Source organism: Variovorax boronicumulans, from assembly GCF_009811375.1.
GTDB lineage: Bacteria > Pseudomonadota > Gammaproteobacteria > Burkholderiales > Burkholderiaceae_C > Variovorax > Variovorax boronicumulans.
This window is the reverse complement of record NZ_BKDH01000001.1, coordinates 1711402-1736327: the sequence shown is the minus strand read 5'-3', so window position 1 is coordinate 1736327 and position 24926 is coordinate 1711402. Positions and strand designations below refer to the sequence as shown.

The 24926-nt window shown below is 69.4% G+C and carries 13 protein-coding genes; 8 read left to right on the top strand and 5 right to left on the bottom strand.

Translation table 11 applies throughout. From position 1 onward, the window contains the following. Positions 1–130: 130 nt before the first annotated feature. From VHAB30_RS07815 to VHAB30_RS07795, 5 genes are all read left to right on the top strand, one after another. Positions 131–2671 (top strand): PAS domain-containing sensor histidine kinase, encoded by a 2541-nt coding sequence (locus VHAB30_RS07815; protein WP_062479933.1) that lies wholly within the window; start codon positions 131–133, stop codon positions 2669–2671. Then, positions 2668–3303 carry a response regulator transcription factor gene (locus VHAB30_RS07810; protein ID WP_056580071.1) on the top strand — a complete coding sequence of 212 codons (636 nt, stop codon included), beginning with the start codon at positions 2668–2670 and terminating at the stop codon, positions 3301–3303. The genes VHAB30_RS07815 and VHAB30_RS07810 overlap by 4 nt, the downstream gene beginning before the upstream one ends. A gap of 80 nt (positions 3304–3383) precedes the next feature. After that, entirely contained in the window at positions 3384–4235 is an 852-nt protein-coding gene (gene folD, locus VHAB30_RS07805) for a bifunctional methylenetetrahydrofolate dehydrogenase/methenyltetrahydrofolate cyclohydrolase FolD (protein WP_159276479.1), read from the top strand. A 129-nt stretch (positions 4236–4364) separates the two neighbouring features. Further along, positions 4365–6413 (top strand): M3 family metallopeptidase, encoded by a 2049-nt coding sequence (locus tag VHAB30_RS07800; protein ID WP_159276478.1) that lies wholly within the window; start codon positions 4365–4367, stop codon positions 6411–6413. Between the two features lie 59 nt (positions 6414–6472). Next, positions 6473–7102 (top strand): glutaredoxin family protein, encoded by a 630-nt coding sequence (locus VHAB30_RS07795; protein ID WP_235926508.1) that lies wholly within the window; start codon positions 6473–6475, stop codon positions 7100–7102. 49 nt (positions 7103–7151) lie between these two features. On the opposite strand, the gene rpiA is transcribed toward VHAB30_RS07795, so the two are convergent. Then, on the bottom strand, positions 7152–7856 hold the full coding sequence (gene rpiA / locus VHAB30_RS07790; RefSeq protein ID WP_062479923.1) for a ribose-5-phosphate isomerase RpiA: 705 nt from the start codon (positions 7854–7856) through the stop codon (positions 7152–7154). A gap of 40 nt (positions 7857–7896) precedes the next feature. On the opposite strand from rpiA, the gene VHAB30_RS07785 reads away from it, so the two are divergent. Further along, entirely contained in the window at positions 7897–8976 is a 1080-nt protein-coding gene (locus VHAB30_RS07785) for a quinone-dependent dihydroorotate dehydrogenase (RefSeq protein WP_159276473.1), read from the top strand. A gap of 25 nt (positions 8977–9001) precedes the next feature. Here VHAB30_RS07785 and VHAB30_RS07780 read toward each other — a convergent pair whose 3' ends face one another. The 4 genes from VHAB30_RS07780 to VHAB30_RS07765 all read right to left on the bottom strand — a co-directional run bounded on the left by VHAB30_RS07780 (position 9002) and on the right by VHAB30_RS07765 (position 11479). Then, positions 9002–9703: a phage holin family protein gene (locus tag VHAB30_RS07780; protein WP_159276471.1), complete on the bottom strand. Its 702-nt coding sequence runs from the start codon at positions 9701–9703 to the stop codon at positions 9002–9004. Between the two features lie 84 nt (positions 9704–9787). Next, on the bottom strand, positions 9788–10084 hold the full coding sequence (locus VHAB30_RS07775) for a glycine zipper domain-containing protein (protein WP_056580064.1): 297 nt from the start codon (positions 10082–10084) through the stop codon (positions 9788–9790). Positions 10085–10217: 133 nt separating this feature from the next. Next, a complete protein-coding gene (locus VHAB30_RS07770; protein WP_159276469.1) occupies positions 10218–11321 on the bottom strand; it encodes an NAD(P)/FAD-dependent oxidoreductase in 1104 nt (367 codons plus the stop codon). Positions 11322–11356: 35 nt separating this feature from the next. Next, on the bottom strand, positions 11357–11479 hold the full coding sequence (locus tag VHAB30_RS07765) for a hypothetical protein (RefSeq protein WP_062479916.1): 123 nt from the start codon (positions 11477–11479) through the stop codon (positions 11357–11359). Positions 11480–12726: 1247 nt separating this feature from the next. Here VHAB30_RS07765 and VHAB30_RS07760 point away from each other — a divergent pair. Next, positions 12727–19932 carry a polyketide synthase gene (locus VHAB30_RS07760; protein WP_159276467.1) on the top strand — a complete coding sequence of 2402 codons (7206 nt, stop codon included), beginning with the start codon at positions 12727–12729 and terminating at the stop codon, positions 19930–19932. Beyond that, positions 19929–24926 carry a non-ribosomal peptide synthetase gene (locus tag VHAB30_RS07755; protein ID WP_159276464.1) on the top strand — a complete coding sequence of 1666 codons (4998 nt, stop codon included), beginning with the start codon at positions 19929–19931 and terminating at the stop codon, positions 24924–24926. Before VHAB30_RS07760 ends, VHAB30_RS07755 begins: the two co-directional genes overlap by 4 nt.

The window sequence follows — 24926 nt, the reverse complement described above, 5'->3', positions numbered from 1 at the left end:
CGCGCCGGAGTTTCGCATAGAAGTTTCCCTATTTCAAATAGTGCTTGTTGATTTCTTATTATGAAATATCGAGGAGGCACGTCCCCGGCAGGGCCTCTTCGCCAAGAGGGCCATCACCTAAACTCCGCCCATGCCCCTTTCCTCCCCGCTCGCGGTCGCCCGCAGTGCCGTCAAAGCCTCGCCGCTGTCCTGGTGGCGCACGTGGTGGCGCAAGCAGACACCGGTGCTGCAGGACGCCGTCGCGATGCTCGCGCCGATGGCGGCCGTGCTGCTGTTTCTCGCGGCCATCGTGTCGGCGTTCTGGTACCTGCGCTCCGAAGAAGTCGAGCGCGAGCAGGAGTCGGTGCGGCGCGATGTCGAGTACGCGCAACAGCGCATGCGCCTGCGCCTGCTGGAGCGGCAGGAACAGCTGATGCGCATCGCGCGCGATGCCTCCAACCGCGAGATCGATCCGGTCGAATTCACGAGCCGCGCCGAGTCGCTCGTGAGCCAGTTCCCCGAGCTGCAGACCATCAGCTGGATCGACGACCGCCGCCGCTTCAAGGCCGGCTATGCCGCGCCCAGCGTGCATCCGGCGCAACAGCACCTGATCGGCGACGTGCTGCGCCCCGGCGACATCGAAAGCAACTATGCGCTGGCACGCGAACTGCGCCAGCCGGTGTACTCGCAGCCCGTGGCCGGCGGCGAGCCCGCTGCGATGCTGCAGCTTCACATCCCGCTGTTCGACCAGGGCCTGTTCGCCGGCGTCGTGCTCGGCGAGTTCTCCATCGACGGCCTGCTGCGCTACGGCATGCCTTCCGAGGTGCAGGCGCGCTATGCCGTCTCGCTGCTCGACGCCAAGGGCAACGTCATCGCCGGCAACACCACGCCGCTGAAGAACAGCGGCACCCGCCTGCTGCCCTGGACCGAAGCCACCAACGAATACGAAGTGCCGGTGTCGCCCGTGGGCAATGCGCTGATGCTGCGCGCGCAGGCCTACCGCACCTCGCAGGGCGTGGTGGGCAACGGCCTCTTCTGGCTCGTATGCGCCCTCAGCGTGATGACCAGCTGGATGCTGATCGGCACCTGGCGCCACACGCGCCGCCGCCTGCAGGCGCAGCAGCGGCTCGTGGCCGAAACCAACTTCCGCCGCGCGATGGAAAACTCCATGCTCACCGGCATGCGCGTGCTCGACCTGCAAGGCCGCATCACCTACGTGAACGCCGCGTTCTGCGCCATGACGGGCTGGAGCGAAGACGAACTCGTCGGCCAGACGCCGCCTTTCCCCTACTGGCTCGAATCCGACCGCGAGGTGATGAACGAGCGCCTCGAGGAAGAACTGCACGGCCGCGCCCTGCCCGGCGGCTTCCAGGTGCGCGTGAAGCGAAAGAACGGCAGCGTGTTCAATGCCCGCCTGTACGTGTCGCCGCTGATCGATGCGCGCGGCCACCAGACCGGCTGGATGACGTCGATGACCGACATCACCGAGCCGACGCGCATCCGCGAGCAGCTGTCCGCCTCGTACGAACGCTTCACCACCGTGCTCGAGGCGCTCGACGCCGCCGTGTCGGTGGCGCCCATCGGCAGCGAAGAACTGCTGTTCGCCAACAAGCTGTACCGCCTGTGGTTCGGCTCCGACACCGTGGGCCACCTGGGCATGGTGGCGCAGGCCGGCGTGCCGCCGTCGAACGCGCACGACGAAGGCCTGGACGACGTCGACCCCTACGCCGGCCTGCCCATCGACACCCTCACCGCCGCCCAGACCGCGAACAACGAAATCTTCGTGCCGCACCTGGGCAAGTGGCTCGAGGTGCGCTCGCGCTACCTGACCTGGGTCGACGGTCGCCTGGCGCAACTGGTGATCGCCACCGACATCACGCCGCGCCGCGACGCCGAAGAGCAGGCCGCCGCACAGGCCGACAAGGCCCAGGCCGCGAGCCGCCTGATCACCATGGGCGAAATGGCGTCGAGCGTGGCGCACGAGCTCAACCAGCCGCTCACCGCCATCGCCAACTACTGCAACGGGATGATGTCGCGCATCAAGGGCCAGACGATCGACAACGACGCCCTGCTCGCCGCGCTCGAAAAGACGTCGAAGCAGGCCCAGCGTGCCGGCCAGATCATCCAGCGCATCCGCTCCTTCGTGAAGCGCAGCGAGCCCAACCGCACGCCGGCCGACGTCGCCACCATGGTGAGCGAGGCGGTCGAACTCGCGGGCATCGAGCTGCGCCGGCGCAACGTGCGCCTGAACCACTACGTGGCCGCGCGGCTGCCGGTGGTGCGCGTCGACCCGATCCTCATCGAGCAGGTGATGGTCAATCTGCTGAAGAACGCGGCCGAATCCATCGACATCGCCGACCGCCCGCTGGCGCGCCGCAGCGTCGAATTGCGCGTGCTGCCCAAGGTGATCGAGGGGCACAATGCCATCGAGTTCTCGGTGCAGGACACGGGCAAGGGCCTCTCGCCCGAGGTCATGGACCGGCTCTACGAGGCCTTCTTCTCCACCAAGCCCGAAGGCATGGGCATCGGGCTCAACCTGTGCCGCACCATCGTCGAGTCGCACCGCGGCCGGATGCAGGCGGAGAACATCTACAATGGCCCGGATGTGATCGGATGCCGTTTTTCCTTCTGGATTCCGGTGTTGGACGCTATCAGTTCCGTAGCAAGCGACGAGGCAAAGGTACCTGCATGAGTTTGATTCCGAAGAAGGGCACGGTCTATGTCGTCGATGACGACGAAGCCGTACGCGATTCGCTGCAATGGCTGCTCGAAGGCAAGGACTACAGAGTCCGCTGTTTCGAGTCCGCCGAATCCTTTCTCTCCCGATACGACCCGCGCGAAGTCGCCTGTCTGATCGTCGATATCCGCATGGCCGGCATGACCGGCCTCGAATTGCAGGATCGGCTGATCGAACGGCGCTCTCCGTTGCCGATCGTGGTCATCACCGGCCACGGCGACGTGCCGATGGCGGTCGACAGCATGAAGAAGGGCGCGATGGATTTCATCCAGAAGCCCTTCAACGACGAAGAGCTGGTGTCGCTGGTCGAGCGCATGCTCGAACACGCACGCGGCGCCTTCACGCAGCACCAGCAGTCGGCCAGCCGCGACGCGCTGCTGTCCAAGCTCACGGGCCGCGAAGCCCAGGTGCTCGAGCGCATCGTCGCCGGCCGCCTGAACAAGCAGATCGCCGACGACCTGGGCATCAGCATCAAGACGGTGGAGGCGCACCGCGCCAACATCATGGAAAAGCTCAACGCCAACACCGTGGCCGATCTGCTCAAGATCGCGCTCGGGCAAGCGGCCCCAGCCGCCAAGGCCTCCTGAGCTGCAGCTATCCCTGCGATAGCCACGCACCTTCCCCACGCCTGCGCAAGCGGGCGTTTTTACTTGGAAAATCAAAACCGATGACCGCCCAACTGATCGACGGCAACGCCCTCGCCAAAACCATCCGCGCCGAGGTGTCCGGCCGCACCGCTGCGCTGAAGGCACGCGGCGTGAACCCGGCCCTGTCCATCATCCTGGTGGGCAGCGATCCGGCGAGCCAGGTCTACACCAAGCACAAGGTCAACGACAGCACCGAGACCGGCCTCTCGGCCACGCTCGAGACCTACCCCGCCGACCTGAGCGAGGCCGACCTGCTGGCGCGCATCCGCGCCCTCAACGACGACCCGAAGGTGCACGGCATCCTCGTTCAGTTGCCGTTGCCCAAGCACATGGACAGCCAGAAGGTCATCGAGACCATCTCGCCCGCCAAGGACGTCGACGGCTTCCACGTGGCCAGCGCCGGCGCGCTGATGACCGGTGCCCCGGGCTTCTGGCCCTGCACGCCGCACGGTTGCATGAAGATGCTCGAATCGATCGGCTACGACCTGCGCGGCAAGCACGCCGTGGTCATCGGCCGCAGCAACATCGTCGGCAAGCCGATGGCCATGATGCTGCTCGCCAAGAGCGCCACCGTGACCATCTGCCACAGCGCCACCCAGGACCTGGGTGCGATCACGCGCCAGGCCGACGTGATCGTCGCCGCCGTCGGCAAGCTGGACCTGCTGACCGCCGACATGGTGAAGCCCGGCGCGGTCGTCATCGACGTGGGCATGAACCGCAAGGCCGACGGCAAGCTGGCCGGTGACGTCGATTTCGACGGCGTGAAGGAAGTGGCCGGCTGGATCACCCCCGTGCCCGGCGGCGTCGGCCCCATGACGCGCGCGATGCTTCTGGTCAATACCCTTGAAGCGGCCGAACGCGCCGCAAGATAAGAACCACCCCGTTGTTGGCTCACTGCGTGTAGCCGCCTCCCCCTCAAGGGGCACCACCGGCGGCCCGGCAAAGCCGATTCCGCGGTGGTTCCCGAAATGGCTTCGCTACGCTCGCCCAGGATCTTTCACATGACCAATCCGCTCCTCGACTTCACCGACCTCCCCCTGTTCGACCGCATCAAGCCCGAACACGTGTCGCCCGCGGTCGACGCGCTGCTGGCCGATGCCGAGGCCGCGCTGCAGACGGTGACAGCGCCCGAATTCCCGGCCGACTGGATCGCGATCTCCAAGGTGCTCGACGTGGCCTCCGAACGCTTCAGCCGCGCCTGGGGCGCCGTGGGCCACCTCAACGCCGTGGCCGACACCCCCGAGTTGCGCGCCGCCTACAACGAGGCCATGCCGCGCGTCACCGCCTTCTGGACGCGCCTGGGTTCCGACGAGCGCCTGTATGCCAAGTACAAGGCCATCGACCCGGCCACGCTCAACCCCGAGCAGCGGCAGGCGCACAAGAACGCCGTGCGCAACTTCGTGCTCGGCGGCGCCGAGCTGCAGGGTGAGGCCAAGCAGCGCTTTGCCGACATCCAGGAACGCCAGGCCGAGCTGAGCCAGAAGTTCAGCGAAAACGCCCTCGACGCCACCGACGCCTTCGCGCACTACGCGCAGCTGGGTGAACTCGACGGTGTGCCCGAAGACGTGGTGAGCGCCGCGCGCGCGGCCGCCGAGGCCGAAGGCAAGAAGGGCTACAAGCTCACGCTCAAGATGCCGTGCTACCTGCCGGTGATGCAGTTCGCCAAGAGCAGCGCGCTGCGCGAAACCCTGTACCGCGCCTACGTGACGCGCGCCAGCGAACTCGGCGATCCGAAGTTCGACAACACCGCGCTCATCACCGAGATCCTCGCGCTGCGCGAGGAAGAATCGAAGCTGCTGGGCTACAAGAATTTCGGCGAACTCTCGGTCGTGCCCAAGATGGCCGAATCACCCGAGCAGGTCGTCAAGTTCCTGCGCGACCTCGCCGCCAAGGCCAAGCCCTACGGCGAGCGCGACCTGGCCGACCTGCGCGCCTTCGCTGCCGAACAACTGAACCTCGTCGACCCGCAGGCCTGGGACTGGACCTACGTCGGCGAGAAGCTCAAGGAAGCGCGCTACGCCTTCAGCGAGCAGGAGGTGAAGCAGTACTTCCCCGCGCCGAAGGTGATGGCCGGCCTGTTCAAGATCGTCGAGACGCTGTTCGAGGTGTCGATCCGCCGCGACAGCGCGCCCACCTGGCATCCGAGCGTCGAGTTCTACCGCATCGAGCGCGCCGGCCAGAAGGTCGGCCAGTTCTACCTCGACCCCTCCGCCCGCGCCGCCAAGCGCGGCGGCGCCTGGATGGACGACGTGCGCGCCCGCTGGCTGCGCCCCGACGACGGCGTGCTGCAGACGCCGATCGCGCAGCTGGTGTGCAACTTCGCCAGCGGTGTCGACGGCAAGCCGCCGCTGCTCACTCACGACGACGTGACCACCCTCTTCCACGAGTTCGGCCACGGCCTGCACCACATGCTTACGCAGGTGAACGAGCGCGACGTGTCGGGCATCAGCGGCGTCGAGTGGGACGCGGTCGAACTGCCGAGCCAGTTCATGGAAAACTTCTGCTGGGAGTGGGACGTGCTCGCCCACATGACGGCCCACGTCGACACTGGCGAGCCGCTGCCGCGCGCGCTGTTCGACAAGATGACCGCCGCCAAGAACTTCCAGAGCGGGCTGCAGACGCTGCGCCAGATCGAGTTCTCGCTGTTCGACATGCTGCTGCACACCGAGCACCAGGCCGCCACCGCCCAGCCGGGCGCCGTGATGGCGCTGCTCGGCCAGGTGCGCGCCGAAGTGGCCGTGATGCCCTCGCCGCCCTTCAGCCGCACGCCGAACACCTTCAGCCACATCTTCTCGGGCGGCTACGCGGCCGGCTACTACAGCTACAAGTGGGCCGAGGTGCTGAGCGCCGACGCCTACGCGGCCTTCGAGGAAACCGTGGGCGCCGACGGCGAGCCCAACATCGAGACCGGCCGCCGATACCGCCAGGCCATCCTGGAGGCCGGCGGCAGCCGCAGCGCCATGGATTCGTTCAAGGCCTTCCGGGGCCGCGAGCCGCAGCTTGATGCGCTGCTGCGACATCAGGGCATGGCCCAGGCCCAGCCCGCTTGATACGGCGCTGAAGCTTGCGATACTCGGGAGATATGTATCCGACTTTTTACAAACTCCCGATGCGCGGCCTGATCGGCCTGGTCCTCGTGTTGTCGACCGCCAGCGTGCTGGCGCAGGCGGTCTACCGCCAGGTCGACAAGAACGGCAAGGTCACGTTCTCGGACCAGCCCCCCGTCGTCACCAACGCGCCGACGGGCGGGCCGCAACCGGCTAGCGCCAACGCGCCGGCCAACAGCGGGCTTCCCTACGAACTGCGCCAGGTGGCACAGCGCTACCCCGTCACGCTGTACAGCGGCGAAGGCTGCGGCCCCTGCAACGAGGCGCGCACGCTGCTCACCACGCGCGGCATTCCCTTCGAGGAACGCACCATCAAGAGCAACGAGGACGTCGACGCCCTGCAGCGCCTGAGCGGACAGAACGCGCTGCCGCTGCTGACCGTCGGGTCGCAGCAGCTCAAGGGCTTCTCGGATGTGGAATGGTCGCGCTACCTCGACGCGGCCGGCTATCCCAAGAGCAACAGCCTGCCCCCGGGCTACCGCCCGCCCGCCGCGCGCCCGCTCGTCGCGCAGCAGGCACCGGCGGCTGCTGCGCCCCGTGCGACCGACACGCCCCTGCAGCCGCCGAACCCCGCGCCGGCACCGCCCTCGAACGCGCCGGGCCCGAACAACCCGGCCGGCATCAAGTTCTAGGAACGACGGGGGCCCCGCCCCCGTGCTCCCCGTGCTGCATCGCCGCCGTTCAGCCGGCGAACTGCAACGTCTTCACGCCCGACGCCGTGCCCAGCAGGCACACGTCGGCCTTCTGGTGGGCGAAGACCCCCACCGTCACCACGCCGGGCCACTGGCTCACTTCGGATTCGAAGGCGCGCGGGTCGGTGATCCGCAGGCCGGTCACGTCGACGATGTGCTGGCCGTTGTCGGTCACCAGCGGCAGGCCGTCTTTCTCGCGCACCTGGGCGATGCCGCCCAGGCCGGCGAACTGGCGCATCACGCGGCGCGCGGCCATCGGGATCACTTCCACCGGCAGCGGAAAGGCGCCGAGCGTCTCGACCAGCTTGGAGGCGTCTGCGATGCAGACGAAGCGCTTGGACTGCGCCGCGACGATCTTCTCGCGCGTGAGCGCCGCGCCGCCGCCCTTCACCATGAAGCCCCGGTGGTCGATCTCGTCGGCGCCGTCGATGTAGACGGCCAGTTCTTCCACCTCATTGCTGTCGAACACCGGGATGCCCAGTGCGCGCAGGCGCTCGGTGGACGCGACCGAACTGGAGACGGCGCCCTTGATCTCGTCCTTGATCGTGGCCAGCGCGTCGATGAACTTGTTGACCGTGGAGCCGGTGCCCACGCCGACGATCTCGCCCTTGACCACGTAGGCCAGCGCGGCAAGGCCGACCTGGGCCTTGAGTTCATCCTGGGAAAGAGGGGTTGGGGAGGCGGGTGCGGTCATCGCGGAGAATCCTTGGCTCATTGAAGTCGAGAATTATCCGATGCCCCTGCTGTTGCCCTCTTCGCTCTATGGCCTGGCCCGCCCTTTTCTGTTCGGTTTCGACCCCGAGCACGCCCATGAAATCACCCTCGACGGGCTGGCCCGCACCCAGAACACGCCATTGGCCTGCGCCTACGCGGCGACGCGCGTCGAAGACCCGATCCAGCTCGCGGGCCTGAATTTCCCCAACCGCGTCGGCCTGGCCGCCGGGCTGGACAAGAACGCCCGCTGCATCGACGCCTTCGCGGCCATGGGCTTCGGCTTCGTCGAGGTCGGCACGGTCACGCCCAAGGGCCAGCCCGGCAACCCGAAGCCGCGCATGTTCCGCCTGCCGCAGCGCGATGCACTGATCAACCGGCTCGGCTTCAACAACGAAGGGCTCGATGCCTTCCTCGCCAACGTGCAGAAGGCGCGCTTTCGCAAGCAGGCCGGCGGCAGCAAGTCGCCGATGCTGCTGGGCCTGAACATCGGCAAGAACGCGGCCACGCCGATCGAGCGCGCGGTGGACGACTACCTGGCCTGCCTGGACGGCGTGTACCCGCATGCGGACTACGTGACGATCAACATCTCCAGCCCCAACACGGCCAACCTGCGCTCGCTGCAGAGCGACGAAGCGCTCGACGCCCTGCTGGGCGCCGTGGCCGAGCGACGTGAAGCGCTGGCCACGCACCACGGCAAGCGCGCGCCGCTGTTCGTGAAGATCGCCCCCGACCTCGACGACGCGCAGGTCGCGGTGATCGCCGCCACGCTGCAACGCCACGGCATGGACGGCGTGATCGCCACCAACACCACGCTCGCGCGCGACGCCGTGGCCGGCCTGCCGCACGCGCAGGAAGCCGGCGGCCTCTCGGGCGCGCCGGTGCGCGAAGCCAGCAACCGCGTGATCGCGCAACTGCGCGCGGCGCTGGGCAAGGACTTTCCGATCATCGGGGTGGGCGGCATCCTGAGTGCGGCGGATGCCAAGGCCAAGATCGCCGCGGGCGCGGACGTGGTGCAGATCTACACCGGCCTGATCTATCGCGGCCCCGGGCTGGTCCGCGAAACGGCCCAGGCATTGCAGCAGGATCGCCGCAAGGCCTGAGTCCGTTCTTCTTGCTGCCGGTGGCTCAGCGCATGCGCCAGAGCACCGGCGCAATGACCGTGGCCCAGCGCAACAGCCGCTTCGGGCGGATCACCGCCACGGCGGCGGCAGCGACCACCCCAGCGGCCACCGGGTGCTCGCGCGCAATGCGCAACGCCGTGGCCGCAGCCGACTCGTTCGCAGGCTCGCCCGAGGCCGGCTGCGTCTCGCGACCGCCCTGCAGGGTGGCGATGCGCTCGCGCTGGCGGTCCATGCGGGCCAGCAGCTCTTCGCGCGTGGCGGGACGCGGCGGGCGCGGCGCTTCGTCGTCCAGCTCCGGGTCCTTGCCGAGGTTGAAACGGTCCTGGACCCAGGCCCAGTCGCGCTCGAACTCCTGAAAGGTCGGAACGAAGCTGTTGGAGGCATTGCTCAGGCTGCGCATCAGGCCGATGACGGCCGCCAGCCACAGCACCACCCAGACACCGGCCACCACCCAGGCGGCGGTGACGCGGTACGGCGTGTCCCAGTAATGCACGACCACCGCCATCGAGAGCAGTGCCACCGCGACGGTGGTCAGCCCCAGCACGGCGACGACCAGGACGAGGGTCAGCTTCAGGCGCTGCTTCTCGTCCTCCCAGGCCATGCGCAGCAACTGCACCCGGTCCTCGGCCGCCAGCGCACCTTCGGCGGCGGCGATGCGCAACCGGCGGATGCGGGCATCGAGCCCGAACAGGGACAGCAGTCTCATGCGCCGCCTCCGCCCTCACCGGCCACAGCGTGGCGACGGCGAACGAAGGGACGGCGGTGTGCGCTCAGGCCGGTGCAGTGACGCTCAGCGGCGGCCAAGCAACAGGCCCACCAGCACGCCGACGGCCAGCGCGGCGCCGGCAACCTGCCAAGGTTCGTCGTGGGCGTAGGTGTTGGTGGCGGTGGCCGCCTGGCGCGCCTTCTTGGCGGCCAGCTTGCTCTTTTCGGAAGCCAGCTCGCGCGCGATGGCGAGCTTGGTGTCGATGCGTTGGCGCAGCGCCTTGATGTGGGGAACCGAATCCAGGTCCTTGCTGGCCAGCACGCCGCGCACGTCGCTTGCGATGTCTTCGGCTGCTGCTTCAAGATTGTTGGATGCACTCATTGGAATCTTTCCTCCGTGATGACACCGGCACCGCGCCGGCGGCTTCACGCCAGCATATGGCGTGCTGTCATGTTACAGGCTCGAAAGCCCCTCATGCGCGACAGATGTGCTCAGTTGTGCCCGAGTGCATGCATCAGGCGTCGGCGAGCAGGTCCGCAACGTGCCGTCCGATGGCCAGGCAACTGGTGAGTCCGGGCGACTCGATGCCGAACAGATGGACCAGCCCCGGCACCCCATGCGAGGCGGGCCCCGCGATCACGAAATCGGCCGCGGGCGCGTCCGGCCCCGAGATCTTCGGACGCATGCCCGCATAGCCGGGGATCAACGCACCGTCGGGCAACGCCGGCCAGTACCTGCGCACCTCGTCGTAGAAACGATCGCCACGCGCCGGATCGACCACGAGATCGTCGGCCGCCTCGACCCATTGCACATCGGGCCCGAACTTGGCCTGTCCGCCGAGGTCAAGCGTCAGGTGCACGCCGAGCCCGCCCGGCTCCGGCACGGGATAGATGAGCCGGCCGAAAGGCGCGCGGCCCGCGAGCGTGAAGTAGTTGCCCTTGGCGAAGTACTCGCGCGGCACGGCCGACGCCGGCATGCCTTCGAAACGACGCGCCAGTGCCGGGGCACCGAGCCCCGCGGCATTGACCACGGTGCGGCAACGCAGGGCCGTGCCGTCGGCGGCGATCAGCACGACCGCGCCGTCCACGCATTCGGCACGTTCGATGGGCGACTTGAGCGCCAGCATGCCGCCCGCGTTCTCGAGATCGCCGAGCAGGCCCAGCATCAGCGCGTGGCTGTCGACGATGCCCGTGTTCGGCGAATGCAGCGCCGCGACGCAATGCAGCTGCGGCTCCATCGCGTTGGCTTGCTGCGCGGTGAGCAGCACCAGATCGGCCACGCCGTTGGCCGCGGCCTTGGCGCGGATCGCGTCGAGCTGGCCCACCTGTTCGGCCGAGGTCGCCACGATGAGCTTGCCGCAGCGGCTGTGCGGCACGCCGCGTGCCTGCGCGTAGCTGTAGAGCGCGTCGCGTCCTTCCACGCACAGCGTCGCTTTCAGCGAACCCTGCGGGTAGTAGATGCCCGCGTGGATCACCTCGCTGTTGCGCGAACTCGTTCCCGTGCCGATGGCCCCTTCGGACTCCAGCACCAGCACCTCCCGGCCCGCGAGCGCCAATGCGCGCGCCACGGCCAGACCCACCACGCCGGCACCGATGACGGCGCAATCAATTTCATCCATCGCGCGAGCTTAGCGCGGCGCGACGGGCGTTCTACCTACCTCGCGCTCGGTGGCGGCTCGGGGTCGGTGGGCTCGTCGGGCGCGTGCTCCGGCCCTTCGTCGGGCTCGACCGGCAGGTCGGGCGTGATCGGAGACGGAAGATCGGGTTGGGTGGCCATGGCTGCACTCCTTCGTTCCATCTCGTCGTTCTAGCGCGTTCTCACGCGCCTGCAAGCGGCCCGTGGCGGAAGGCGTCGTCGGTGCGCACCGACAACAGGCCTTCGCCCAGGCGTTCCAGCAACAGGGCCACGCACGCTGCTGTGTCCTCGCCCCTCCCACACCACACAGGGAGGATCACCGTTCGCGATGCATGGCAGGGCCAGTCTAGGCATCGCCGCGCCTTCGCACATGAGCGAAGCGCCCTTTGGTGAGGGAGCCATGCGCCCTGCCCGGCGTGCATGCGAGCGTGACAAAGCGCCTGCCTGGGACCGGGTACCTGGCGCGGCCCCCACGATCCGCCGGTCGCGTCGAGAAAAACGCCGTCCGTCCGGCCTGAAAAACCCGTGCCCGCAAAGCATTCGCGCCGCGGTCCGACGGTGAATTGCGGACGAAATGACGGGCCCGCTGCGTCGATGCCCCGACCCGGCTCAGGCCTTCCCGCCGGCGCGACGGAAATCAACCGGGATCAATGCCGGTACCCATGGCGCGACCGCCTTTCCGAAATTTGCCGGCGATTGTCGCAATGCATCCCCGCGCTCCGTGCGCTGACAGAGGGGAAAGTACCTCGACCCCCATTGCTCTCTATTTCATTAAAACAATGGACATCATTTGAATTTCAATGATCGCCAAGAATCACGAAAAAATTGCAGCCTAAGCACCAAAAATCAGATGACAAGTAACATTTTTCATTAGATCTTTTAGGCCCTTTGAGAATTTTCAAATTCACCCTCGAATTACCCAAAAGACAAAAATCCATTCCACAGAAGAAAAATATCTACCCCATTCTGAGTGCTCAACGCTCGAATGCCGATTCCTTCCAACTGTCTCAATTCGCGAAAAGTTTCTTGTCAACCGTCAAAACTTGTCTGACTTTAGAAATATTCATCGAAGTGATACCGAAACTCAGACTCTCAGGTCTGCAGAGATGGCGAAGAAGAATGGCCATTTTTTTGAATCGACGTTCCATCATGGCTTCCTACAGGGGTGACAAAACGCCCACCACAAATGGCCTTGGTACCTCAAATGTCATGGCTTAGGTAGTTCGATTCGGAAATATTTATATCCAAATGTAAACATGGAGAAAAGAGCCAAACAGAAGGCTCGTCAAGTTCATAGGATCGCGACAAACCAAGAACCAAATCCAATTGAAATCAATTCGATTCCTTCAATTGAATTTTCCATTCACAGTCTGCAGCCGGGTAATTGCATGGAAACCCACATTGCTTCGTCGCCGGAGGCCGCCGTGGCTTCGCAGGCCGCGCTGGGCGATCTGTTCGTGTCGCCGCCCGCGCGCGCAGCGGCAGGCGAACGGCTCGGCATCTCGCTGGTCCTCGAAGCCGGGTTCGCGCAGCGCTGGCTCGCGTCGCTGGGCACCACGGGGTACCTGCCGGACACGCTCTTCGTGGGTGCCTGGCTGCTGCTGCAATCGCGCTGGCTGGGCGCGGCCCTGCCGGGGTCTCACGGCATGCCGACGTCGCTGCCCGGCACAGCCAGCGCGTGGCTGACCCAGCTCGACCTCGACCGGCGGGCCACGCCGCACACCGCCGACACCCTGTCACCCCTGCGGCTCGAAGCCCGGACAGAACTCCCCGCCAGCCTGCACCTGGACGTCGACGCGAGCCTGATGGACGCGCCCTGCGCCAGCCGCCTGCTCGCAGCCATCGCCGACACCGCCGCCGATCTGCTGGTGCATCCCGGTGCGGCGCTCCACAACATCCGCGCCCTGCCCGACGCCGACCGCCGCGACCAACTCGCCGAATGGGCCACGCCGCCCGCCGCGCCCGACCTGTCGCTCACCGTGCCCGCCGTGTTCGGCCGCCGGGCCGCGGCCACGCCCGACGCGGTGGCGCTGGTGGAAGGCGACGAAACGATGACCTACGCCGAGCTCGACGCGCGCAGCGACCGGCTCGCACAGCGCCTGCAGCGCGCGGGCGTGCAACCGGGCGCCCCCGTCGGGATGGTGTTCGAGCGCTCGATGGCCGCCATCGTCGCCATGCTCGGCATCCTCAAGGCGGGCGCGGCCTACGTGCCGGTGCCGACCGACTTCCCGCCCGAACGCGTCGCCACGATGTTCGACCAGGCCGGCGTGACCCGGGTCGTGACGACCGAGGCGCTGGCCTCTCTCGTGCCGGCCTCCCGCACCGCCGTGCGCATCGACGCGCCCGAAGACGGCGTGGACGCCACGCCGTGGACACCCCCGGCCTTCGACGGCGAATCGCTGGCGTACCTCATGTACACCTCGGGCTCGACCGGCGTACCCAAGGGCATCGAGATCGGCCATCGCGCCATCCTGCGGCTGGTCGTCGATGTCGACTACATCGAGCTCGCACCGGGGCGCGCGATGCTGCATGCGGCGCCGCTCGCCTTCGACGCCTCGACGCTTGAGGTCTGGGGGCCCTTGCTCAACGGCGGGCGCTGCGTGATCCACGACGAACGGGTACCCACCGGCGCCGGCCTCGCGCGCACCATCGGCCGCCACGAGGTCCACACCGCCTGGCTCACGGCCTCGCTCTTCAACGCCGTGGTCGACGGCGATCCGCAGCACCTCGCGGGCCTGGCGCACCTGTTCACCGGCGGCGAGGCGCTGTCGGTACCCCATGTGCGGCGCGCGCTCGACGCACTCCCCGGGCTCACGCTCAGCAACGGCTACGGGCCGACCGAGTGCACGACCTTCGCGACCACCCATCGCATCGAACGCGCCGCGATCGCAGCGGGCCCGCGCTCGGTACCACTCGGGCGCCCGATCAAGGACACCGTGCTGCGCGTGCTGAGCCCGACGCTCGAGCTGCTGCCCAGCGGACTCGTGGGCGAGCTGTGCATCGGCGGACACGGCCTGGCGCGCGGCTACCTGGGCCAGCCCGAACTCACGGCCGCGCGCTTCGTGCCCGACCCCTTCGGCGCGCCCGGCGAGCGGCTCTACCGCACCGGCGACCTCGCGCGCTGGCTGCCCGACGGCACCGTCGAATTCATCGGCCGCATCGACGGCCAGGTCAAGATCCACGGCCACCGCATCGAGACCGGCGAGGTCGAGGCGGCGATCCTCGCGCATCCCGCGGTGCAGTCCTGCGCGGTGGTCGCGCGGCCCGGTCGCGACGGCCACTTGCGCCTGGTCGCCTACCTGGTCGCCCGCACGCAGAAGCTGGCGTGGGACACGCTGCGCGCGCACCTGGCGGCCCGCCTGCCCGCGGTGATGCTTCCGTCGGCGCAGGTGTGGCTCGCGCAGCTCCCCGTCACGCCCAACGGCAAGCTCGACCGCAACGCCCTGCCCGAGCCGGCCGCCGAGCGCCCCGAACTCGTGCAGCCTTTCGAGGCCGCGCGCGACGCGCTCGAGCAGCAGGTGTGCGACGCCTTCGCGCGCGCGCTGGGCATCGACAAGGCCGGGCGCCACGACAACTTCTTCGACCTGGGCGGCAGCTCGCTGTTGGTGCTGCAGGTGCTGGCGGACCTGCAGCGCGAAGGCGCGCCGCCGCTGTCGACCAACCTCTTCTTCCGCCACCCGACGCCGGGCGCCATCGCGGCGCAACTGCAGTCCGCTGGCGAGGCGCCGCAGGCGCCACAACCCGTGCCCGTGCGCGAGGACGCCGCCAGCGTCCCCGAGCCCATCGCTCTCATCGCCACCGCCGGTCGCTTCCCCGGCGCGGGCGATGTGGAGCAGTTCTGGGACAACCTCGTCGCCGGGCGCGACACCATCAGCTTCTTCGACGACGCCAGCCTGGACGCCGGCGTCAGCGAGTCGCTGCGCCGCGACCCGGCCTATGTGCGGGCACGCGGCGTGATCGACGGCATCGAGGGCTTCGATGCCGCCTTCTTCGGCATCGGCCCGAAGGAAGCCGCGCTCATGGACCCGCAACACCGCGTGTTCCTCGAGATCTGCTGGGAGTGCCTGGAGCGCGCGGGCTACGTGCCCGACGAAGCGCCGGGCCCGGTGGGCGTGTACGCGGGCACGTACAACGCGACCTACTTCCAGCGCCACGTCGCCTCGCGCCCCGACCTCGTGGAGGCCGTCGGCGAATTCCAGGTGATGCTGGCCAACGAGAAGGACTACATCACCACCCGCGTGGCCAACCGGCTCAACCTGCGCGGGCCGGCCGTGAGCGTCAACACCGCGTGCTCGACCTCGCTGGTCGCGGTGGCCCAGGCCTTCCACGCGCTGCGCACGGGTCAGTGCTACATGGCGCTGGCGGGCGGCGCCTCGGTCACCTGCCCGCCGCGCAGCGGCTACCTCTACAACGAGGGCTCGATGCTCTCGCCCGACGGCCACACGCGCAGCTTCGACGCGCAGGCCAAGGGCACCGTGTTCAGCGACGGCGCCGCCGTGGTGCTGCTCAAGCGCCTGTCCGACGCGCAGGCCGACGGCGACACCGTCTATGCCGTGCTGCGCAGCGCCTGCGTCAACAACGACGGCGGCGCCAAGGCCAGCTTCACCGCGCCCAGCGTGGACGGCCAGGCGGCGGTGATCCGCGCCGCGCTGGCCGCGGCGGACGTGGACGCGCGCAGCATTTCCTACGTGGAAGCGCACGGCACCGCCACGCCGATGGGCGACCCGGTCGAGGTCGAGGCGCTGGCCGTCGCGTACGCCGAACACACCGACGCGCGGGGCTACTGCACGCTGGGTTCGCTCAAGAGCAACGTGGGCCACATGGTCACGGCCGCGGGCGCCGCCGGCCTCATCAAGACGGCACTGTCGCTGCACCACGAACTGATTCCGCCCACCGCGCACTTCACGGCGCCGAACCCGGCGATCGACTTCGCGCGCACGCCGTTCCACGTCAGCAACCAGCTGCAGCCGTGGCCGCGGGCCGCGCTGCCGCGCCGCGCGGGCGTCAGCTCCTTCGGTGTCGGGGGCACCAACGCGCACGTCGTGCTCGAGGAGGCGCCGGCGCGTCAGGCACGCACCACGCAACCGGGCGTCCATGTGCTGGCGCTGTCGGCCCGCTCGGAGGCCGCGCTGGCGGTCGCGACGCAGCAGCTGGCCACGCACCTGGAGGAACAGCCCGGGCTCTGTCTGGGCGACGCGGCGTTCACCCTGTGCGTCGGCCGCAAGGCCCATGCCTTCCGCCGCGCCGTGGTGGCCGGCGATGCAGCGCAGGCCATCGAGGCCTTGCGCTCGGAGAACACGGCGTGGCGCGTGAGCGACCGGATCGCCGAGCGCGCGCCGCAGCCCGTGCTGATGTTCCCGGGCCAGGGCGCGCAGTACCCGGGCATGGGCCGCGCGCTGCACGCGGGCGACCCGGTGTTCGCGGCCGCGTTCGACAACTGCCTGCGCGCCTTCGAGGGCGCGCTGGACTTCGACCTGCGCGAGCGCATGTTCGCAGACGACCCGCAGGCGCTCGCGCCGACGGCCGTCACGCAGCCCGCGCTCTTCACGCTCGAGTACGCGCTCGCACGGCGGCTGCTGTCGCTGGGCTTGCGCCCGCACGCGCTGATCGGCCACAGCGTCGGCGAATTCGTCGCGGCCGTGATCGCCGGCGTGATGCGCCTGGAAGATGCCGCCCGGCTCATTGCCCGCCGCGGCGCGCTCATGCAGGCACAGCCCGCCGGGACGATGCTGTCGGTGCGGCTCGGCGCGGACGCGCTGGCCCCGCGGCTCGCGTCCTCGCCCCAGGTCTCACTCGCCGCGGAGAACGCACCCGGCGCCTGCGTGGCCGCCGGCCCCACCGAGGCCATCGCCGAACTCCAGGCCGCGCTCGAAGCCGAGGGCGTCGCCTGCCGGCTGCTGCAGACCTCGCACGCCTTTCACTCCGCCATGATGGACGCCGCGGTGGCGCCCTTCGAGGCGCTCGTGAGCCAGGTCACGCTGCACGCACCGCAGATCCCCCTCTACTCCACGTTCACCGGTCGCCTGCTCGAAGACGCGCAGGCCACCAGCCCGACCTACTGGGCGCAGCACCTGCGCGGCACCGTGCGCTTCTCGCCCGCCCTGCAAAGCGCGGCGGACGACGCCACCCATCCGGTGTTCGTGGAGGTCGGTCCCCGCAACACGCTGGCCGCGCTGGTGCGCCAGCACCGCCTGCCAGGCCTGGCCCCGGCGTCGAAGGCCGGCGCCGTGGCGGTGTCGCTGCTGCACGGCGAACCGGCCGACGAGACCCGGACCTTGCGCCTGGCCGCCGCGCGCCTGTGGACCTGCGGCGCCGAAGTCGACCTCGCCCTGCTGGCACCGCGCGCCGGCGCCCGGCGCGTGTGCCTGCCCACCTACCCGTTCGAACGCAAGCGCCTGTGGGTCGACATCGCGCCCGCCGCGCCGGTGTCGCCCGCCCTTGCGCCCGTCCTGCCTGTTTCATTGGAGCCGATCGTGACCGCTGCAGCGCCCTCGCCTGACCTTCCTCCGCCTTCTTCCCCGCCGTCCGAGGCGTCGCGCGCGGCGTCGGTCGACAGCCGATTGCGGGCCCTGTTCGAAGACATCTCGGGCATCGACATGGCGCAGGCCGAAGGCCAGGCCCCGTTCGGCGAGATCGGGATGGACTCGCTCACGCTGACCCAGGCGGCCACGCAGATCAAGAAACGCTTCAAGGTCGAGCTGAGCTTCCGTCAGCTGATGGAGAACTACCGCAGCTTCGACGCACTGGCCGCGTACCTGCTGCAGAGCCTGCCGCCCGAGGCCGAGCCGGTGGCCGCGCCCGTCACGCCCACCATGGCTGCGACATCCGTTGTGCAGGTGTCGATGCCAACGCCGCCGCAAGGGCTTGCGCAGCCCACCGGCCTGCTGAACCAGGTGATCGCGCAGCAAATGGAGCTGATGCGCCAGCAGCTCGCGCTCCTGTCCGGCGCCGCCGCGCCAGTGGCGGTGGCAGCGATGCCCGTGTCGGCCGAGGCCGCACCCGCCGCGCAGCCGCAGCCGCCCGCCGAAGCCCCGCTTCGCTACGACGTCAACAAGGCCTTCGGCGCCATCGCCCGCATCCACACCCAGCGCACCGCCGAACCCAGCGCGCGGCAGAAGGCGCGGCTGGCGACCTTCGTGCGGCGCTATGTCGAGCGCACGCCAAAGAGCAAGCGCTTCACCGAGGACAACCGCGCCCACATGGCCGATCCGCGCGTGGTCAACGGCTTCCGTCCGCTGACCAAGGAGATCACCTACCAGATCGTGATCGAGCGCTCCAAGGGTTCCAGGCTGTGGGACCTCGACGGCAACGAGTACGTCGACGCGCTCAACGGCTTCGGGCTGAACCTGTTCGGCTGGCAACCCGACTTCGTGCAGGACGCCGTGCGGGCCCAGCTCGATGCGGGCTACGAGATCGGGCCGCAGCATCCGCTCGCGGCCGACGTGACGCGCCTCATCTGCGAACTCACGGGCAGCGAGCGCGCCGGCCTGTGCAACACCGGCTCCGAGGCCGTGATGGCGGCGCTGCGCATCGCGCGCACCGTCACCGGCCGCAGCACGGTGGTGGCCTTCACGGGCTCCTACCACGGCACCTTCGACGAAGTGCTGGTGCGCGCCGGCAAGGGCGGCAAGGGCCTGTCGGCCGCGCCCGGCGTGATGAGCGGCATGTTCGGCGACATCCGCGTGCTCGACTACGGCACGCCCGAGGCGCTGGCCTTCATCCGCGACAACGCCGCGGACCTGGCGGCCGTGCTGGTCGAGCCGGTGCAAAGCCGCCGCCCCGACTTCCAGCCGCGCGAGTTCCTGCACGACGTGCGCGACGTCACCGCGAAGAACGGCTGCTGCCTTATCTTCGACGAGGTCATCACCGGCTTTCGCAGCGCGCTGGGCGGTGCGCAGGAACTGTTCGGCGTGCGCGCCGACCTGGCCACCTACGGCAAGGTGATCGGCGGCGGTTTTCCGGTGGGCGTGATCGCCGGCAAGCGCGAGTTCATGGACGCGCTCGACGGCGGCGCCTGGCAGTACGGCGACGACTCGATCCCGGGCGTGGGCGTGACCTACTTCGCCGGCACCTTCGTGCGCCATCCGCTCGCGCTCGCCGCGGCCAAGGCCTCGCTCACGCACCTGAAGGAGGCCGGGCCCGCGCTGCAGGCCGGGCTCACTGCGAGCACGACCGCCATGGCCACGGAACTCTCGGGCTGGTGCCAGGAGGTCGGCGCGCCGATCGAGATCCGCCATTTCGCCTCGCTGTGGCGCGTGAGCTGGCTCGAAGACCAGCCGCTGCAGGACCTGCTGTTCGCCATGATGCGCAGCCGCGGCGTGCACATCCTGGACAACTTCCCGTGCTTCCTCACGAGCGCACACAGCGCCGAGGACATCGCTTTCCTGCAGCGCGCCTTCAAGGAGTCGGTCGCCGAGATGCAGGAATCCGGCTTCCTTCCGCGCCGCGCTCCCGCCCCCACCCGCTTCGACGCGCGCAAGCCCGTCGAGGACGGCAGCGTGCTGGCCCGCGACAGCGACGGCCAGCCGTACTGGTACGTACCCGAAGACGCCGCCTTGCACGAGCGCCTCATCAACGGAAAGGCCGCAGCATGAACGCCGCACTCAAGCCCACCGCGAGCGGTGGCCTCGTCGAATGCATCATTGCGACCACCGAGTCGCAGCGCGAAATCTGGCTCGGCGCCACGCTGAGCCCCGAGGCCTCGATGGCCTACAACGAGTCGGTCGTGCTGCGCCTGCGCGGCGCGCTGAACGGCGACGCCTTGGCGCGCGCCACCGACCGGCTGCTCGAACGCCACCAGGCGCTGCGCGCCACGATCTCGCCGGACGGCACCTTCATGCTGGTCAGCCCGCCGGCCGGGAACCACCTGCTCCGCCAGGACCTGGGCGGGCTGGCGCCCGAAGCCCTCGCGCAGGCGCTGCACGCGGCCCATGACGAGGCGGTGTGCACGCCGTTCTCGCTCGAGCACGGCCCGCTGTTCCGGGCGGTGCTGTACCGCCTGGGCGATGACGAGCACGAGCTCGTGATGTCGGCGCACCACGTGGTCTGCGACGGCTGGTCGTGGGCGGTCATCACCGAGCAGCTGGGCCACCTCTATGCCGAGGAAACCGGCATCGGGCTGAAGCTCAAGGCCGCGCCGCTCTTCGCGGACTTCGCCGCCGAGGAAGCCGTCGCCGCCGCGAGCCCCGACATGCAGGCGCACATCGACTACTGGCTGGAGCGCTTTGCCGGCAACACGCAGCCCGTGCTCGACCTGCCGCTGGACCGCCCCCGCCCGGCCGCCCGCACCTTCAACTCGCGCCGCGCCGAGCGACTGCTCGACCGGCGCGTGGTGGGCGCCGTGCGCATCGCGAGCACCAAGGCCGGCGTCAGCCTGTTCACGGGCCTGCTCAGCGGCTTCGTCGCGACGCTGCACCGCCTCACGGGCCAGGAAGACATCGTGGTCGGCATCCCGACCTCGGGCCAGCTCGCGCACGACGTGCCCGGCCTGGTCGGCCATTGCGTGAACCTGCTGCCGCTGCGCATCGCCGCGCACCCCGCCATGCGCTTCGACGCGCTGATGGACGAATGCAGCACCGCCGTGCTCGACGCCTTCGATCACCAGGCCCTGACCTACGGCGCGCTGCTGGGCCAGCTGTCGCTCGAGCGCGACCCGAGCCGGCTGCCGCTGGTGAGCGTGACCTTCAATGTCGACCCCGACGTGGCGAGCAGCGCGCAGGCCTTCACCACGCTCGACGTGGTGCAGGACACCATCGCCCGCCGCTACGAGAACTTCGAACTCTTCGTGAACCTGCGCCCGCACGCCGGCAGCCTGCAGGTCGAGGCGCAGTACAACACCGACCTGTTCGACGACGTGAGCGTGCAGCGCTGGCTCGACATGTTCGAGTGCGTGCTGCAGTCGGCCGCGCACAAGCCCGACGACACCATCGGCGGGCTCGACGTGCTGTCCGCCGGCGCCGCGCGTGCGCTGCTGGCGCTGCAGCCGGCGCGCGTGCCGCTGCGCGGCGCGCCGCTGGCGCACGCCGGCTTCGTGGCGCGCGTGCCGCAGCAGCCGCACCGCCCGGCGGTGCGCGACGGCGCGCGCAGCTGCAGCTACGGCGAACTCGATGCGCTGTCCAACCGACTGGCGCGTGCGCTGCGCGCGCGCGGCGTGGGCCGCGGCCAGCGCGTGGGCCTGTGCCTCGAACGCAGCCTGGAGATGGTCGTCGCGATGCTGGGCATCCTCAAGGCGGGGGCCTCCTACGTGCCGATGGACACCTCATTTCCGCAGGCGCGGCTGGACCACTACGCCAGCGACGCCACCCTCAGCCTGATGCTGACCTCGTCCGACATCGCGGTGGCGCCGCGCGACTGGCGCGCCGACGCCGACCAGCGCGTCTTCGAGATCGATCGCGACACCGCCTGGCGCCAGCTGTCAGGCGAAGCGCTGCCGCCGAGCAGCGACGACCCCGGCTCCGAAGACGCCGCGTATGTGATCTACACCTCCGGCTCGACCGGCCTGCCCAAGGGCGTCATCGCGCACCACCGGGGCGTGGCGCACCTGCTGCAGTGGATGCAGCGCGAATCGGGCATCGGCCCGTCCGACCGCATCGCCGCCGTCACCACGCTGTCGTTCGACATGGCCGTGCCCGACCTGCTGCTGCCGCTGGCGGCGGGCGCCGAACTCGTGATGGTGCAGCGCGAGGTCGCGATGGACGGCAACCGCCTGTCGCAAGCGCTCGACGACGAACAGATCACGCTGCTGCAGGCCACGCCCGGCATGTGGCAGCTGCTGCTCGATGCCCAGTGGGCCGGCGGCACGCCCGGTTTCCGCGGCTGGACCGGCGGCGAGGCGCTGCGCCCGAGCATGGCGCTGGCGCTGTGCGAGCGCATGGAAGGCCTGTGGAACGGCTACGGCCCGACCGAGACGACGGTGTATTCCACGGCCTGGCATGTGCGTCCCGAAGAGATCGCCTCGCGCGGCATCTCGATCGGCAGGCCCGTCGACAACACCGAGATCTGGATCCTCGACGCCGACCTGCAGCCCTGCCCGATCGGCGTGCCCGGCGAAATCTGCATCGCGGGCGAAGGCGTCTCGCTGGGCTACCTCGACCGCCCCGCGCTGACCGCCGAGCGCTTCGTCACGGTGCGCATCTTCGGCGCCACGAAGAAGGTCTACCGCTCCGGCGACCGCGGCCGCTGGCGCAACGACGGGCTGCTCGACCACCTCGGGCGGCTCGACTTCCAGGTCAAGGTGCGCGGCTACCGCATCGAGCCCGGCGAGATCGAGGTGCGCTGCTGCGAAGTCGCCGGCGTCTCGCGCAGCGTGGTCGTGGCCCGCGAGGACAACCCCGGCGACGTGCGCCTGGTGGCCTACCTGGCGCTGGCGCCCGAGGGCGGCTTCGACCTCGATGCGCTCATGGTGCACCTGCGCAAGCACCTTCCGGCCTTCATGCTGCCGCAGCACGTGGTGACGCTCGACGCCCTGCCCACGCTGGCCAACGGCAAGGTCGACCGCGTCTCGCTGCCGCCGCCGCAGGCGGTGGCACGCAACGAGGTGCGGCGCGGCGCCGGTCCGCGCAACGCGCACGAGCGCAAGGTGCTCGCGGTCATGGAGAAGGTGCTGAGCCTGCCGGGCCTGGACATGCACGACAACTTCTTCACCATGGGCGGCCACTCGCTGCTGGCCGCGCGGCTCACCACGCTGCTGAGCCGCGAGTTCCAGGTCACGCTGCCGCTGCGCGCGCTGTTCGAGGCGCCCACGGCCGAGAAGCTGACCGCGGTCATCGAGGCGCTGCAGGGCGCGGGCGTCGGCCTGCAGGCGCCGATTGCCTGCCACCCCGATCGCCGCAGCGCGCCGCTCACGCCCTCGCAGGAACGCATCCGCTTCATGGAGCAGCTGTACACGGGCCGTTCGGTCTACAACGCGCCCTCGGCGCAGCGGCTCACCGGCAAGCTCGACGCGGCACGCTTCGAAGGTGCGCTGCGCGAGATGATCCGCCGCCAGCCGTCGCTGCGCACGCGCATCGGCTTCGACGAGGACACGGGCCGCCCGATCCAGTCGATCGCGGAGTCGGTGGAGTTCGCCCTGCCGCTGGTCGACCTGCGCGGCCTGCCCGCTGACCAGCGCGAGGCCGAGCTGGCCGAGCAGATGCAGGAGCTGGCCGACCGGCCGCTCGACATCCACAGCGCACCGATGATGCGCGCGACCCTGTTCCAGCTCGACGACAACGAACACGTCTTCCTGTTCGTGCCGCATCACCTGATCTGGGACGGCTGGTCCTTCGACCTGATGCAGCGCGAACTGGGCGCGTTCTACGACGCCGCCGAACGCGGCCGGCCCCACAACCTGCCCGCGCTCGCCACCACCCACGGCGACTACGCAGAGTGGCTGGAGACCTGGCTGACCGAGCCGGCCTGCGAGGAGCAGCTCGCGTTCTGGCGCGGCCGGCTCGCCAGCGCCAGGGCCGTGCGCCCGCCCCGCACCGACATGCCGCGCCGCGCGGGCAAGAGCGGCCAGGGCGGCGCGCACTGGATCCACATCGACCTGCAGAGCACGCAGCGGCTGCGCGAGGTGGCGCGCTACATGGACGTGACGCTCAGCATGCTGACCTTCGGCATCTACGCGCTGACCATGGCCCAGGCGACCGGCAACGACGCCATCGTCATCGCGAACCCGGTGCGCGGACGCCAGCAGGCCGAGACGGAAGACGTCATGGGCTTCTTCAACAACGTGCTGCCGGTCTCGCTCGCGGTCGACATGGCGCTGCCGCTGCCCGACTTCATGCGCTACGTGAAGCAGGAGCTGCTGTCGATGATGAACCACCAGCAGGTGCCGTTCGAGCGCCTGATGGCCGAGCCCGGCTATGCGGGGCAGATCAAGGCCTCGGGGCCCTACCAGGCGATGTTCTCGTTCCAGGACGCCCGCGAGCGCGCGCGCACCGTCGGCAGCCTGCAGACCCGCCAGGTGCACGTGATGCAGCACGGCGCCACCGACGACGTCGGCGTGTGGCTGATGGACAAGCCGCACGGCCTGGAAGGCGCGCTGCTCTACAACGCCGACGTGTACCTGCGCGAGACCGGCGCCCAGCTGCGCGAGCGTTATCTCGAGGTGCTGGCCCGCGTCGCCGACCACCCCAATGCCACGCTCGCCGAGATCGCCAGCGCCGAAGGCTCGGCCAGCGCACGCTATCTGCGCAAGCTGGTGGCCGACGAGGCGGACAAGAGTGCGCCGGCCGATCCCCTCAACGGCGACGCGCGCGAGGCGAAGCGCGGACTGCTCAGCCCCGAGCACGCCCAGCTGGCCCAGATCTGGGCCGACGTGATCGGCATCGACGTCGACGAAATCCGCGCCAGCGACAACTTCTTCGACCTCGGCGGCGACTCGCTGCTGGTGCTGCGCGCCGTGCAGCAGGCGGCGCAGACGCTCGGGCACCGCGTGGAGCCGCGCCGCTATCTGTTCGAGAACCTCGGGCAGATCGCGTCCTCGGCGCACGGCACACCGCACGGCGTGCCCTCGGACCTCGCCGACCTGGCCGCCGGCACGGCCGCGCATGCACAGCGCGGCGGGCTGCTCGGCGCACTCGGCAGCTGGCTGCGCAAGGGGTGA

What these genes read in the sequence shown, in the direction of transcription:
- folD (WP_159276479.1), top strand. Translation starts at nt 3,384, where the DNA reads ATGACCGCCCAACTGATCGACGGCAACGCCCTCGCCAAAACCATCCGC.
- VHAB30_RS07765 (WP_062479916.1), bottom strand. Translation starts at nt 11,479, where the DNA reads ATGGCCACCCAACCCGATCTTCCGTCTCCGATCACGCCCGACCTGCCG.
- VHAB30_RS07795 (WP_235926508.1), top strand. Translation starts at nt 6,473, where the DNA reads ATGCGCGGCCTGATCGGCCTGGTCCTCGTGTTGTCGACCGCCAGCGTG.
- VHAB30_RS07780 (WP_159276471.1), bottom strand. Translation starts at nt 9,703, where the DNA reads ATGAGACTGCTGTCCCTGTTCGGGCTCGATGCCCGCATCCGCCGGTTG.
- VHAB30_RS07815 (WP_062479933.1), top strand. Translation starts at nt 131, where the DNA reads ATGCCCCTTTCCTCCCCGCTCGCGGTCGCCCGCAGTGCCGTCAAAGCC.
- VHAB30_RS07810 (WP_056580071.1), top strand. Translation starts at nt 2,668, where the DNA reads ATGAGTTTGATTCCGAAGAAGGGCACGGTCTATGTCGTCGATGACGAC.
- rpiA (WP_062479923.1), bottom strand. Translation starts at nt 7,856, where the DNA reads ATGACCGCACCCGCCTCCCCAACCCCTCTTTCCCAGGATGAACTCAAG.
- VHAB30_RS07800 (WP_159276478.1), top strand. Translation starts at nt 4,365, where the DNA reads ATGACCAATCCGCTCCTCGACTTCACCGACCTCCCCCTGTTCGACCGC.
- VHAB30_RS07775 (WP_056580064.1), bottom strand. Translation starts at nt 10,084, where the DNA reads ATGAGTGCATCCAACAATCTTGAAGCAGCAGCCGAAGACATCGCAAGC.
- VHAB30_RS07785 (WP_159276473.1), top strand. Translation starts at nt 7,897, where the DNA reads ATGCCCCTGCTGTTGCCCTCTTCGCTCTATGGCCTGGCCCGCCCTTTT.
- VHAB30_RS07760 (WP_159276467.1), top strand. Translation starts at nt 12,727, where the DNA reads ATGGAAACCCACATTGCTTCGTCGCCGGAGGCCGCCGTGGCTTCGCAG.
- VHAB30_RS07755 (WP_159276464.1), top strand. Translation starts at nt 19,929, where the DNA reads ATGAACGCCGCACTCAAGCCCACCGCGAGCGGTGGCCTCGTCGAATGC.
- VHAB30_RS07770 (WP_159276469.1), bottom strand. Translation starts at nt 11,321, where the DNA reads ATGGATGAAATTGATTGCGCCGTCATCGGTGCCGGCGTGGTGGGTCTG.